Genomic DNA, 13,400 nt, shown 5'->3' with positions numbered 1-13,400 from the left:
ATTTAAAATTAAAGTGCAAGTGCAGCAGTTAAAATTGACAACTTGAATACATCATCAGCGTTACATCCACGTGAAAGATCAGAGATTGGTTTGTCGAGTCCTAATAGAATAGGTCCTACGGCGTCGTATCCACCGAATCTTTGAGCAATCTTGTAACCAATATTTCCGGCTTCAAGTTCTGGGAATACGAAAACATTTGCATTACCAGCAACTTTTGAATCAGGTGCTTTTTGGTTACCAACTGAAGGAACGAGTGCGGCATCAAACTGTAATTCACCATCGATAGGAATTTCAGGTGCTAATTTTTGTGCAACTTTTGTTGCTTCGGCTACCTTAGTAACTTCATCACTCTTGGCACTACCCATTGTTGAAAAGCTCAACATTGCAACTTTAGGGTCAATGTCAAATAGTGGTGCAGACTTAGCAGCTTGAACAGCGATTTCTCCCAATTCTTGAGCATTAGGATTGATGTTGATCGCACAGTCTGAGAACAAGTATCTTTGGTCACCCTTTTGAAGAACGAAGGCTCCACTGATTCTTGAATTACCTGGTGCAGTCTTAACAATTTGTAAAGCAGGACGCACGGTGTCACCAGTTGAATGGATCGCACCAGAAACCATACCGTTAGCTTTATCTTGATAGACTAACATTGTTCCGAAATAATTGTTATCTTTAAGCATTGTTTCAGCTTGTTCTTTAGTATTCTTACCTTTACGACGTTCTACAAAGGCATCTACCATATCATCGAATTCTGAGTATTCATTTGGATCGATAATTTGAATATCTCCCAAGTCTAACGAATTGTCGCCAGCTACCTTAGTAATATCTTCCTTGTTACCAATTAAGATAGGTTTTAAAATTTTGGCACTGTTTAGTTTTACAGCAGCGTTCAAAATTCTTGGCTCGTTACCTTCTGGGAAAACTATTGTTAAATTCTTCCCATCAATTTTGTTCTTTAAACTTTCAAATAAATCCATTTTCATTCCTCCATTTCATCGACAACCGTTGGTAATTGCCAATTGATTACCCTTTCATTATAAGATAAAAGCGCTTCATTTGTGCGAGAAAATGGTTTTGTTCCAAAAAATCCATGATATGCCGACAATGGACTTGGATGTGGGGAGCTAATAATTGTGTTCTTAGACTGGTCTATCAACGATGATTTACTCTTGGCAGCGTTTCCCCAAAGTATAAATACAACTCCACCTTTTTTGGACAAAGCTGAAATTGCATAGTCAGTCAATTGTTCCCAACCTTTACCACGATGTGAATATGCTTGACCCTTTCTGACAGTCAAAACTGAATTTAAAAGTAAAACTCCTTGATCTGCCCAAGCTTTTAGATAACCATGATTCACTGGTGTACATCCCTCATCAGATTCCAACTCTTTATAAATATTTTTTAAAGATGGTGGAACTCGAACTCCTGGCTCCACAGCAAAACTGCAACCAATTGCCTGATGTGGCTCGTGATAAGGATCCTGTCCCAAGATAACTACCTTAGCATCAGCGTATGAAGTCCATTGGAATGCTTGAAAAATATTATACATATTTGGGTAGATTGTTTGAGTTTCGTATTCTTCCTTCAAAAAATTGTGTAATTTATGATAATATTCTTGTTCAAACTGGTCTTTCAAGACATCCTGCCAGTCATTTTGAATCAATGTTTTCACTTGATACACCCACCTAACTAATGTAATTTTTTCAATAGAAATATGTTAATATGCAATTATAAGCATAACTCATTGGAGGTTTTATTTTATGATCAAAATTATCGCATCAGACATGGATGGAACTCTCTTGAACGATAAAATGGAAGTCTCATCACGTAATATCGATGCTATAAATGAAGCAACAGCCAATGGGATAGATTTTCTCATTGCTTCAGGTCGAGGACTATCCGAAGCTAAGCCATTTTTAAGAAACGAAGTTCATCCTGGATATATAACTTTGAATGGTGCCGAAGTATACAACCAAGATGAAGAACTTATTTCGAGTAATCCCATTTCCAGGAAGAGTGTCAAAACAATTTCTGATTATCTGAAGGCAAATGATCTGTATTTCGAGCTTATCACTGATAAGGGAATTTTTTCAAATAGCGAAGAAAAAAGTGTCAGCAGTCTCGCTGAATTGTTACATATCCTCAATCCAAATACGACATATGAACAAGCACTAACAGATACTAAGGAAAAAGTTAAACATTCCCAGACCATTTTCATTGACGACTTAAACGAAATTTTGGATAATCCTGAATATAAATTAATGAAATTTCTAGTTTTTGATAGTCGACAAGATGAAGTCTTCGGACCATTAAAAGCGGAATTAAGTAAAGACAAAGACATTGTTGTAACATCCTCTTCACCAAACAACGTTGAAATCAACAGTGTAGATGCTCAAAAGGGCATCGCTCTGATGGAATATGCAAAATCAAAAGGTGTAAAGCCCGAAGAAACTATGGCAATCGGCGATAACTTAAACGATTATTCAATGATAAAAGCCGCCGGAATCGGAGTTGCTATGGCAAATGCCGTTCCTGAGATTTCTGAAATTGCTGACCAACACGCTGACACCAACGTCAACGATGGAGTTGCTAAAGTTATCGAAGAAGTAATCAAAAAAAATAATACCGTAGGTAATTGCGAATGAACTTATACATACGCAAGGCTGATCTGATTTCTGGTAGCATCATGGTAGTTTCAAACCAGAATAAAGAGACCGTCTTTATAGCCTCACGAGACAAAAATGATCCATTTCAGATTCAATTATTCAATCGACTAAACCAAAAGATTGCTGAGATAAAGCTGAAAAATAGTTTTCTGCGGATCTTTTCAATTGAAAAAGAAGGCAAAGAAATTGCCACTATAAATGCCATCCCAATGTTAGATGTTAAATATGTTCATCTTGGCATCATCAATTGGAATATCGTTGGCAACTTGCCTCTTTCTGAATATCACGTTAAAAAGAACCGTGAGGTCATTATGGAAGTTACGCCCACCATTTTGAGTTTGGGTAATCAGGGCCTTCAACTGAAAATCAAAAATATTGAAGATTTAGAAGTTGGAACATTGATAGCAATATTCTTAGATAAATACATTAAGATGCCTGGACTACAACCGGATGACAAATTAACTGAATTACAATCAAAATCTAAGTTATCGTTTTTAAACTTTAAAATAAACAAAAAATGCTAAGACTCAAAATTTGAGTTCTTAGCATTTTTTATATGGCTTTTGAAGATTGATCATTATCACTCAATGGTACTTGGTTCAAATCAAATTGCATATGGTCATACAAATGACTACCAATATACAATTGGCCAACCTTCTTAAAACCTATTTTGTCATAAACATGTTTAGCTGGTTCGTTATCAACGTCAACATTGAGACTCAAAACCTTTTCTCCACGCTTCTTAAGCATATCGATAAAGTCGATCATTGTTTCAGTTCCGACACCCTGGTTTTGGAATTCAGGTGCTACCGCAAATGAATCCAAATACCATTCACCGGGCCAAGCTTCTTTGTCAGTAAATATCGAACTTTGATTGATTCCGTGTTGTTTAAGAATCTTCACCAATGGATCATCAATTGTTTCTTCAGCTTCCTCAGGATAACTGACAACAATTGCAGCCACTTTATCGTCTTTTTCATTTACAAGAATGTGATCAAGTCCGTAGCGGTAATTTGAAAGTTCGAAGCCCTCTCTAATTACTTGCTCCATTGTGTCATTACCAGCTTCTTTAAAAATATCTAATTCCATTTCATCGAAAATCTGGAATAATGTGGGTAATATCTGGTCGATATCTTCCTCTTTTGCGTTTCTAAACATCATTTCACCTCTCATAACATGATACATTAAGTCACTGTAATTACAAATCTTCATATGCCGTCATTTGTCTGCCTTCAATCTGTAATTTATTTTCACATTATTAACATCTGCCTCTTTTAAAGGCTTACGTCTTTGATATTTTGAATCAACAACTTTAGAAAAATTATCTAAAATTTTAGATGCATATTTTCCACTTAATGGATCAGTACTACCACCTATTGTTTTATCATCCAAGATTTCATAATCCCATAAATAATCTTGATTTTTCTTGTAACTCTCTTCATTAACAAAAAAGGAATAAGTATATCCACCAATCACTTTACTTGGTGCTATAAAAGTAAATGTCACACTTTTAATTCCCTCAAAACGTTTTACAACATCTTCTACAATCTTTTTCTCATTTTCTTTATGCAACTGTTCCTGACTTTGTTGTCTTTGCACTTCTTGATTATGAAGAAAGTCCTCAATTTTCAAGGTAATTCCTCCAATACAAATAATTAAGACCAGAATAATAATTAAGGTAATGATTCTTTTTCTTTTACTCATGTTTTCCCCTAATACAAAAAAACGTTTTATTACATAAAAATGAATAAAACGTTTAAATATTTAATTAGCTCCAAAATTAACTGTATGCAAGGAATTCATAAGTCTTCTAGGATGTTTCCTTACATAAATTGTTCTATCACTTCATAATATTTTACATGATTTCGGTTGATTAACAAATTAGTTACATAAAAAGGACAGACCATTGCTGGTCTGTCCTAAATAAAAGCGAAAATATTATAAAACTCGATGATTTTTTCATCTTGGAAGGTGTAATCTCAAGTTTTATTTTTTGAGGTGGTGTTTCAATTGCTGTCAACTTTTCCTGTCCTCTAAAAATAATATTAAACTATCAATTTACCTAATAACATCAGCACTATTCTATTAATGTTTTAAAACAACACAGTTTTGTAAAACTGCGTTAAATAGTCAAATGTGTTTTGACGATATTACCATAATCATGTAATTGTTGGATCACGATTTTCTTATCAGTTACCATTTTCCCATCTAACCATGTTGTCATCACAAACAAAAAACCGCCCATTAGGTAGTTTTCTGTCAGTAAAGGTGTATTTAATGGCAGTTCAAATCTATGAAACGATGCACTCAATATTCCTAACAAGTAATCCTGACGATTCATCAAGGTCGTTAAATGATATAAATTCAAGCAAAGTATCTTGTTTGCCAAAATATAATCAATTGTTGAAACAATCACTTCATCATAGTTTGTACATTCCAGCATTACTTTTCTGATGACCGTGTTCTCAAATAAATATAAATAAATATCTTCGATACAGTCAAAATGGTAATAGATTGTACTTCGACTCATTTTGGACGTCTTCGTTAGATCGGTGATTGTGTATTTTTCGTAAGCACACGATGATAATTGTGTTTCCATTGTATCCATTAGATGTTTCTTAGTTAGGTTCATCGTTGCTCCATATTATTAGACGTTTAATTATCATATCATAATCATTAGAAATATCCTATAAACAATATAATAAAAAAACGCCATCAAGCGAGTTTTCCTAATAACGTACTTTCGTAGCACGTTGGATTTCTCTTTCTTGATCACGTTTTTTGATTGTCTCACGTTTATCGTATTGTTTCTTACCTTCAGCAACTCCAATTAGGACTTTAGCAAAACCATTTTTAAGATAAACTTTCAACGGAATTACAGTAATACCCTTTTCTTGGACTGATCCGGCGATACGACGTATTTCTTTCTTATGAAGCAGTAGTCGACGATTTCTAAGTGGATCATGGTTGAACTGGTTTCCTTGATCGTAAATAGCAATATTTACGTTCTCAAGCCACATTTCACCATTTCTCGCTTGGACAAATCCGTCTTTGATATTCATTTTTCTAGCTCGAATTGACTTGATCTCAGTTCCAGTTAGTTCAATACCAGCTTCGAAGGTTTCGAGGATGTTGTAATCATGTCTCGCCTTACGATTAGTTGCTACTTCATTAGCAGATTTTTCATGATGTTTTTTCAAGCTCATCACCTGCTTTCGTATTTACCACGTCTCTTGTGATTGTTTTGGCCGCCTTTTCCACCGCGACCACTGTTTCCTTTACCGTTTCCGCGACTATTGCCACCTTTACGGTATGTTGGACGACTGTGACTTGCACGACGCTTCTTGAATTCAGCTTCACGTTTGTCAGCAGCTTCTTGTTCTTCTTTATTTAGAACGCGTTCAAAGTCAATTTTACGATGTTCAACATCAGCTCTAATAAGTTTTACTTTGATTGCTTGACCAACTTTGAAAATCTTACCAGTATTACGTCCATGCATCGACATGCTCTTCTCGTCATATTCGTAATAATCATCTTTCATATTAGAAATATGAATTAGACCTTCAACGGTATTTTCAAGTTGGATAAACATACCAAAACTAGTTACAGAACTGACAACAGCATCGAATTCTTCACCAACTTTGTCTTCCATAAATTCAGTCTTCTTAAGATCATCAACTGCACGCTCAGCATCGATAGACTTACGTTCACGACTTGAAGTATGTTCAGCAATTGGGCTAAGTTTGCTTGACCATTTTTCCTTCTCTTTATCAGTAAAGCCGTTCTCTGCATATTCATGGATCATTCTGTGAACGATCAAGTCAGGGTAACGTCTGATAGGTGAAGTGAAATGTGTATAGTATTCTGCAGCCAAACCAAAGTGCCCCAATGGATTGTCTGAATATCTAGCCTGTTGCATACTTCTCAATAACATGATCGTAACAACTGGTTCTTCAGGTGTGTCAGCAACTTTTGCTAATACACTTTGGAACATCTTAGGCTTGATATCTTTTAGATTACCTTTGACTTCGACACCAATGGCGGCAACGAATTCAAAGAAGTTTTTAACTTTTTCTTCATCAGGTTTTTCATGGACACGATATAAGAATGGAACGTGTTTCAAATTGTAGTTTTCAGCAACAGTTTCGTTGGCTGCCAACATGAATGATTCGATCATTCTTTCTGAAACACCACGGTTACGCAATTTAATATCGATTGGCTTACCGTTTTCATCAACAATGATTTGTGCTTCTGTTTCTTCAAAGTCGATAGCTCCACGCTCGTGACGCTTGTTGAAGAGGATTTCATGAAGTTCTGCCATATCCTTCAACATTGGAGTCAATGCAGCATATTGGGCAGTTAATTCTTCGTCACCCTTCAATATCTCGTTAACATTGTTGTATGTCATACGATATTTAGATTGGATCACACTTGGGAAAATATCATGAGAAATAACATCCCCTTGAGGATTTATTTCCATTTCACAAGTCAATGCTAGTCTATCTTCACCAGGGTTCAATGAACAAATACCATTCGAAAGTCTAAATGGAAGCATTGGAATAACTCGATCAACTAAATATGTACTTGTACCACGTTCATATGCTTCATCATCGATCGGTGAACCTTCACGAACATAGTGAGTAACATCAGCAATATGAACACCCAAATGGAAGTTACCATTTTCAAGTTTTTCAACTTCAACGGCATCATCGAAATCCTTTGAGTCATCCCCATCAATAGTGATAACTGTGTTCTTCGTCAAATCTTTACGTCCTTGACGGTCAGCTTCTGTAACGTGATCAGGAATTTCTTCAGCAGCCTTTAAAACTTCTTTAGGGAATTCTGGATTGATGTCATTATCAAGAACGATTGAAATAATATCGACACCAGGATCATTTTTGTTACCAATGATTTCTAATGCTGTACCTTCCATACTTTGTGGATGAGCGTCATTAGGATATTCATCGATAGACACTTGGACCATATCACCCATTTGTGGATGAAGGCCCTTATCTGAGATGAAAATCATATATGAAGCTAATCGTTTTTCATGACTTTGAATGTATCCAAAATGGCCAGATTTTTTAACCTGAACATCACTATATGGATGGAATTCTCCAACGATTTTATCGATCGATCGTTCAATAATTTTTGTAACTTTTGCTTCTGGACCTTTGTCATCCCATGGATTTGAAGGTTTAGTTATTTGAATCTCAACTTCATCACCATTGACAGCGTGAAGTGTGTGATTCTTGGTAACGAAAGCATCTGGTTCAACTTCGTCATATCTGACAAAACCGAATCCTTTTTCATTAGCTTTGAAGACACCTTCCAAAACTTGTGTCTGTTGTGTCATTTTGAATTCTTCTTTATTGGTCAAGGTAATCTTACCTTCACCTTCAAGCACAGCCAATGCTTTAACGACACGTTTAAATGCTGAGGCACCGTGCATTCTCAAAGCATCTTCTACTTGTTCAGAGGTATATCTACGATCCGGATTACTTCTGAAAAACTCAAGTATGTCGGCTATTAATTTATCTTCTTTATCAGGCATTTCTATCCTCAATATTTTCTAAAAAGTTTAAAACATCTTGCGATAATTCTTTATGGGCACGATTTATAGTCAGAACATGACCTGCATCATACCAATGTATTTCAGATGTTTTAACATCAGCGTCAACTTTAACCGCACCATTGCGGTCGACCATTTCGTCAGTCTTTCCTTGACCGATAAAAAATGGCTTATTGATATCTATTAATTTTTCGTCAACAGCATCTGTTGTTTCTTGTAATCCTGCTAAGAACCCATCGATACGTTGATCAATTTCTGTTAATTTTGTTTGAATCGTAGCACTATCCAACTCGTTTAGAGCATAGACTTTTTCTGAGTAAGTCAGAAATGCTGAACGAATATTTTTGAAACTTTTGTTGTATAAAGGAGAACCAAAGATACCACCAGCAATAATTTCTGGACATTCTTCGACGGCTTTTGAAGCAAAAATTGCTCCCAGCGATAGTCCAAAAATGTATATTTCAGTTTTACCTTGAGACTTCAAATATTCTATCGATTCATTAACTTGTTTCCACCAAGCGGTTGCCCCACCCTGATTGATTATGTCAAGTGGTTCACGTGTTCCGTGTCCCGCAAACATTGGCGCATAAGCGGAATATCCATTTCGCTCCAGGAATCGTCCTAACAATCTCATATCGTTCGGAGTTCCAGACAACGAGTGCATTAGGATAACTGCTTTGGGTCCATTATCAAAAAAGAATGGTTTTGGTGCAATAATTTTCATCTAAATTACTCCTTATAACAAAAAACCTCCTGAGATTCTCCAGGAGGGTTACTTGTTTAGTGAGATGATAAATATACTAAGACTAGCGCAAATACGAAGAAGAGTACTAGTAATACATAGGTAACTTTAACCATGAAGGCTTCGAATCCACGCTTCTTTTGGTTATTGAACAAGTCACCACCACCACCAGACAACGCATTCAAAGCATCTTGTTGCTTTGTAGGTTGCATAAGTACGGCAATGATTATCAATACAGATACGATTATAAGTAATACTTCAAAAAGATTATACACCGGCAAAACCCCCGTTCATGGTGTTTAAAGCTGAAATCACTCCTAAAACAATAACATAAAACAATTCAAAATTCTAGTCTATTCCATTGATAAGCTCAGTCAATTTTCGTTTTAATAATGAGCGCTTACCCGCGTTGACCATCATTACTATGCGGTCACCGGCTTTTATCATTGTATCGCCTCGCGGAATTATTTGGCTTTCCCCACGATAAATTGCAATAACTAAAATATCTTTGGGAAATGCAATATCACGGATATATTTTCCATCAATACTGCTACCTTCAAATATCGGAATTTCCACACGATCAGTCAAATGACTGACTCGATTCAAATAACTATCATTTATATTAAGTTTTTCCTTCAATGACTCATAAATTGGAGCTCCATTAAGCATATCCACCACAATGTATGCGACCAATGAAATCACTGCAAGTGGCATCAGATGTCCAAGTGAACCTACCATTTCCGTCACCAGAATTATTGCGGTAAATGGCGCTTTACCAATACAGGCAAAGTAACCAGCCATTGAAAAAATAATTAGATTGCTCTCAAAAGTCAGTGGTAAAAGTCCTACCTGATGCATAAATACCGCATAAATTGCACCGATTATGGCACCCAAATTTAGGATCGGCAAGAAAATACCACCAGGTAAACCAGAACCATAAGATACCATTGAGAATATAAATCTCAAAGCAAACAAGCCTATCAAAATCCAAAATCCAACTTTCAAATTATTCAAGTTGACGATCATATCATTTCCGCCACCGATAAATCTAGGAAAAGTCATTCCAACTGGAATCAGTAAAATCAGTGGAATCATTCCTTGTAGATGACGAGGAATTTTTGTTTTGGCATATAGACTTGGCATATATAATAGAACTTTTTGATATACACGTCCCATTAATCCCAAAACAATTCCTAGCAATAGTAAATGCCAATAATATTTGATCGGCAAACTCAATTTATAAGGAATGTTCAATACTGGTGTCAATCCAAATACATACAAGGCAATCAAATTAGAACTGACCGCACTTGCCAAAGCAGTTATCCAAACCATTGGTGAGAAGTTATGATAAACCTCTTCCAAAACAAACATCGATCCCGCAATTGGGGCATTAAATGCCGCCGCAAGTCCACCAGCAGCCCCACTGGCGATCAAAATACGCTTAGAAACTCCAGAATCGACTTTCAGGACAGTTCCAAATCCTTGTCCAACACTTGCCCCCAATTGAATTGCAGGGCCTTCACGGCCAAGAAATAGACCAGGACCAATACTCATGATTCCACCGACAAATTTACGCCACAGAATCGACCACCAATTGAGCTCTAATTCACCATCTAATTGAGCTTCAACTTGCGGAATACCAGATCCAGAAATATTGGGTTGTTTTTTCAACATCATGGAAACCAATAATCCAACCACCACAAGAAAAATCAACAATCCAACAATGAGCCAGCCATTATGTCGCGCTTGTATGAACAATCCTTGGAATGTTTTTAATAAGCTTCCGATCGACCACCTAAAAGAACTTACGATGATTCCTGTTAATACCCCAACGATAATCCCTTGCAGAGTCAATATTAATTTTTCACTATCAACCGAAATTGACTTCATCGACTGCCCCCTCATATTCAATAAACATAATTACACATTAAATTTCAAAATCTGGCATCTGATAAACAGATGGTGATTCGGCCTTGAAACCAGCTTCTAACAACTCAATATCAGTAATTGCTTCCTTGTCAGTAACTAGTTTGGGAGCATCATTAATCAAAGTGTCATAAGTTGCATCATAAAACTTGCCATAATCCCCGACAGGAGTTTTGATCTGCTTCTTGATCCAATCACCGTTGGAATTACGATAATTTGCTACACCGTAGTACATTGGACTATCTTCCCCAAATCCTTCACTACCTGGCATAATACCGGCTTTTAAATCATTTTCTTGTTGATCGGCACCATATTTAATAAATGAACCATTGGTACCATGGACGATAAATCGTGGATAATCACTAGCAACCACAAACTCTGCCTTAACTTTAACTTTGTTTTTCGTACCATAATGTAGATCCACATCAAAATAATTATCGACTGCATCTGCAACTTCATTATTTCTAATATCGTAGGCAACTGTATCAGGTCTTCCGAAAATAGAAACCATTCTATCCATTAGATGAATTCCTAAACCATAAAAAGTACCTTGCTCTTTTGTTCCAGAATCAGTAACTGTATTTGGACGATAATAATCAATATGAGATTCAACTTCGAGAATATCTCCGAGGAATCCTTGTTCGATAACTTTTTTAACAGCTAAATAATCGCCATCAAATCGTCTATTCTGATATGGCATAACTAGAACTCCGTTCTCACGGCCTAGTTTTAATAGCTCTCGAGCATGTTCAACTGAATCAACGAATGGCTTTTCTACAATCACAGATTTATTTGCCAAAATAACACTTTTAGCTAACTCATAATGTGTGCTAGCTGGCGTACAAATGGTAACTAGATCAATTTCTGGATCATCCAAAACATCATTCAAGTTAGTAGTAAACTTCGTACCTTTATCTTTGTAAGGTTGAGCCAATTTATCATCAACTGACTTTCTTGTATACACTTTTGCAAGTTCAAAGTCGGGTCTAATATTCAAATATGGTAAATGATATCTGTTTGCAGATTTTCCAAAACCAATAAACGCTATTCGTAAACTCATATGAAGTCTCCTTTTTTAAACACATACTATTACTATATAATTTTGAGCACAAAAAAACAGTCCCGAAGGACTGTTTTTAATAAACTAAAAATTATTTGTTCAAGTTATAGAAACTGTGGATACCTTTGTATTCAGCTTGGTCACCTAATTGATCTTCAATTCTCATCAATTGGTTGTACTTAGCAATACGGTCAGTACGTGACATTGAACCTGTCTTGATTTGACCAGCATTTGTAGCAACAACAAGGTCAGCAATTGTTGTATCTTCTGTTTCACCAGAACGGTGAGAAACAACAGCTGTGAATCCAGCTTCTTTAGCCATTTCGATAGCTTCAAAAGTTTCTGTAAGTGTACCGATTTGGTTAACCTTGATAAGGATTGAGTTTGAAACTCCCATTTCGATACCTTTCTTCAAGTAGTCAGTGTTTGTAACGAACAAGTCGTCACCAACTAATTGAACCTTGTCACCAAGTGCTTTTGTAACTTTTTGCCAGTCTTCCCAGTTGTCTTCGTCGATAGGATCTTCGATTGTGATAACAGGGTACTTGTCAACGATTCCGTCAAGTAAGTCGATGAATTCGTCTGTGCTCAATGAAGCACCGTTTTCGCCTTCACCCTTAAGGTCATACTTGCCAGTTTCTTTGTTGTAGAATTCTGATGATGCACAGTCAAAACCGATTGAGATATCGTCGCCTGGTTTGTAACCAGCTTTTTCGATAGCTTCAACCAAGATCTTGAATGGTGCTTCGTTGTTTTCAAGGTCAGGAGCAAATCCACCTTCATCACCAACGGCTGTGTTTAGTCCACGGTCTTTAAGGATTGATTTAAGTGCTTGGAATGTTTCTGAACCCATACGTACGGCTTCATGAACTGATTTTGCACCAACAGGTACGATCATGAATTCTTGGAAGTCAACGTTGTTATCAGCATGCTTACCACCATTAATAACGTTCATCATTGGTGTTGGTAGAACATGGGCGTTAGGACCACCAAGGTATTCGTACAATGGAAGACCAATTTCGTCAGCAGCAGCACGTGCAGCAGCTAATGAAACACCTAAGATAGCATTTGCACCAAGGTTACCCTTGTTTTCTGTACCATCTAATTTGATCATTGCGTCATCAAGAGCTCTTTGGTCAGTTACATCCATACCAATAACTGTCTTAGAAATCTTGTCGTTTACGTTTGAAACAGCTTTAAGAACACCTTTGCCACCAAAACGTGATTTGTCGCCATCACGTAATTCAACAGCTTCGTGTTCACCAGTTGAAGCACCTGATGGAACAAGTGCGCGGCCAAAGCCACCTAATTCAGTATATACTTCGACTTCAACAGTTGGGTTACCACGTGAGTCAAGAACTTCGCGACCTAAAATATCAGTAATTACAGACATAGATTATAAATCTCCTTTATGAGTTTTAATACAAATCAATT

At 36.5% G+C, this 13,400-nt stretch carries 14 protein-coding genes; 2 read left to right on the top strand and 12 right to left on the bottom strand.

The window, feature by feature from the left end; genetic code table 11:
* Positions 1–8 precede the first annotated feature (8 nt).
* Together pta and EKM63_RS03930 are read right to left on the bottom strand one after the other, a co-directional pair.
* Complete coding sequence (pta, locus tag EKM63_RS03935) at positions 9–977, bottom strand: phosphate acetyltransferase (protein ID WP_125703925.1); 969 nt, start codon at positions 975–977, stop codon at positions 9–11.
* A gap of 2 nt (positions 978–979) precedes the next feature.
* Positions 980–1,672 (bottom strand): uracil-DNA glycosylase, encoded by a 693-nt coding sequence (locus tag EKM63_RS03930; protein ID WP_125703923.1) that lies wholly within the window; start codon positions 1,670–1,672, stop codon positions 980–982.
* A gap of 88 nt (positions 1,673–1,760) precedes the next feature.
* Here EKM63_RS03930 and EKM63_RS03925 point away from each other — a divergent pair, with 88 nt between their 5' ends.
* Positions 1,761–2,645, top strand: coding sequence for a Cof-type HAD-IIB family hydrolase (locus EKM63_RS03925; protein ID WP_125703921.1), 885 nt, complete (start codon positions 1,761–1,763; stop codon positions 2,643–2,645).
* Positions 2,642–3,190 carry an LURP-one-related/scramblase family protein gene (locus tag EKM63_RS03920; RefSeq protein WP_125703919.1) on the top strand — a complete coding sequence of 183 codons (549 nt, stop codon included), beginning with the start codon at positions 2,642–2,644 and terminating at the stop codon, positions 3,188–3,190. The genes EKM63_RS03925 and EKM63_RS03920 overlap by 4 nt, the downstream gene beginning before the upstream one ends.
* Positions 3,191–3,218: 28 nt before the next feature.
* Here EKM63_RS03920 and EKM63_RS03915 read toward each other — a convergent pair whose 3' ends face one another.
* The 10 genes from EKM63_RS03915 to eno form a co-directional block, all read right to left on the bottom strand.
* A complete protein-coding gene (locus EKM63_RS03915; RefSeq protein ID WP_125704154.1) occupies positions 3,219–3,824 on the bottom strand; it encodes a GNAT family N-acetyltransferase in 606 nt (201 codons plus the stop codon).
* A 60-nt stretch (positions 3,825–3,884) separates the two neighbouring features.
* Positions 3,885–4,370, bottom strand: a complete 486-nt coding sequence (locus EKM63_RS03910) for a hypothetical protein (RefSeq protein WP_125703917.1) — start codon at positions 4,368–4,370, stop codon at positions 3,885–3,887.
* 418 nt (positions 4,371–4,788) lie between these two features.
* Positions 4,789–5,196: a TetR-like C-terminal domain-containing protein gene (locus EKM63_RS03905; RefSeq protein ID WP_125703915.1), complete on the bottom strand. Its 408-nt coding sequence runs from the start codon at positions 5,194–5,196 to the stop codon at positions 4,789–4,791.
* A 199-nt stretch (positions 5,197–5,395) separates the two neighbouring features.
* Positions 5,396–5,872 (bottom strand): SsrA-binding protein SmpB, encoded by a 477-nt coding sequence (gene smpB / locus EKM63_RS03900; protein WP_125703913.1) that lies wholly within the window; start codon positions 5,870–5,872, stop codon positions 5,396–5,398.
* Entirely contained in the window at positions 5,872–8,220 is a 2,349-nt protein-coding gene (rnr, locus tag EKM63_RS03895; protein WP_125703911.1) for a ribonuclease R, read from the bottom strand. The genes smpB and rnr overlap by 1 nt, the downstream gene beginning before the upstream one ends.
* Positions 8,213–8,962 (bottom strand): alpha/beta hydrolase, encoded by a 750-nt coding sequence (locus tag EKM63_RS03890; protein WP_125703909.1) that lies wholly within the window; start codon positions 8,960–8,962, stop codon positions 8,213–8,215. Before EKM63_RS03890 ends, rnr begins: the two co-directional genes overlap by 8 nt.
* Positions 8,963–9,018: 56 nt before the next feature.
* Positions 9,019–9,255, bottom strand: coding sequence for a preprotein translocase subunit SecG (gene secG, locus EKM63_RS03885; protein WP_125703907.1), 237 nt, complete (start codon positions 9,253–9,255; stop codon positions 9,019–9,021).
* Positions 9,256–9,328: 73 nt separating this feature from the next.
* Positions 9,329–10,870, bottom strand: a complete 1,542-nt coding sequence (locus tag EKM63_RS03880) for a ClC family H(+)/Cl(-) exchange transporter (protein ID WP_125703905.1) — start codon at positions 10,868–10,870, stop codon at positions 9,329–9,331.
* A 37-nt stretch (positions 10,871–10,907) separates the two neighbouring features.
* Positions 10,908–11,966, bottom strand: a complete 1,059-nt coding sequence (locus tag EKM63_RS03875) for an oxidoreductase (RefSeq protein WP_125703904.1) — start codon at positions 11,964–11,966, stop codon at positions 10,908–10,910.
* Positions 11,967–12,057: 91 nt separating this feature from the next.
* Entirely contained in the window at positions 12,058–13,359 is a 1,302-nt protein-coding gene (eno, locus tag EKM63_RS03870) for a phosphopyruvate hydratase (protein ID WP_125703902.1), read from the bottom strand.
* Between the last annotated feature and the right edge of the window lie 41 nt (positions 13,360–13,400).

Source organism: Companilactobacillus mishanensis, assembly GCF_003946505.1.
GTDB classification, from domain to species: Bacteria; Bacillota; Bacilli; order Lactobacillales; family Lactobacillaceae; genus Companilactobacillus; species Companilactobacillus mishanensis.
Note: the sequence above shows the minus strand (reverse complement) of the source record. Positions and strands in the feature narration are given on the sequence as shown.

Coding starts and splice junctions, on each gene's coding strand:
- EKM63_RS03875 (WP_125703904.1), bottom strand. CDS start 11,966: ATGAGTTTACGAATAGCGTTTATTGGTTTTGGAAAATCTGCAAACAGA.
- EKM63_RS03890 (WP_125703909.1), bottom strand. CDS start 8,962: ATGAAAATTATTGCACCAAAACCATTCTTTTTTGATAATGGACCCAAA.
- EKM63_RS03880 (WP_125703905.1), bottom strand. CDS start 10,870: ATGAAGTCAATTTCGGTTGATAGTGAAAAATTAATATTGACTCTGCAA.
- EKM63_RS03910 (WP_125703917.1), bottom strand. CDS start 4,370: ATGAGTAAAAGAAAAAGAATCATTACCTTAATTATTATTCTGGTCTTA.
- EKM63_RS03920 (WP_125703919.1), top strand. CDS start 2,642: ATGAACTTATACATACGCAAGGCTGATCTGATTTCTGGTAGCATCATG.
- smpB (WP_125703913.1), bottom strand. CDS start 5,872: ATGAGCTTGAAAAAACATCATGAAAAATCTGCTAATGAAGTAGCAACT.
- EKM63_RS03925 (WP_125703921.1), top strand. CDS start 1,761: ATGATCAAAATTATCGCATCAGACATGGATGGAACTCTCTTGAACGAT.
- EKM63_RS03915 (WP_125704154.1), bottom strand. CDS start 3,824: ATGTTTAGAAACGCAAAAGAGGAAGATATCGACCAGATATTACCCACA.
- eno (WP_125703902.1), bottom strand. CDS start 13,359: ATGTCTGTAATTACTGATATTTTAGGTCGCGAAGTTCTTGACTCACGT.
- rnr (WP_125703911.1), bottom strand. CDS start 8,220: ATGCCTGATAAAGAAGATAAATTAATAGCCGACATACTTGAGTTTTTC.
- pta (WP_125703925.1), bottom strand. CDS start 977: ATGGATTTATTTGAAAGTTTAAAGAACAAAATTGATGGGAAGAATTTA.
- EKM63_RS03905 (WP_125703915.1), bottom strand. CDS start 5,196: ATGAGTCGAAGTACAATCTATTACCATTTTGACTGTATCGAAGATATT.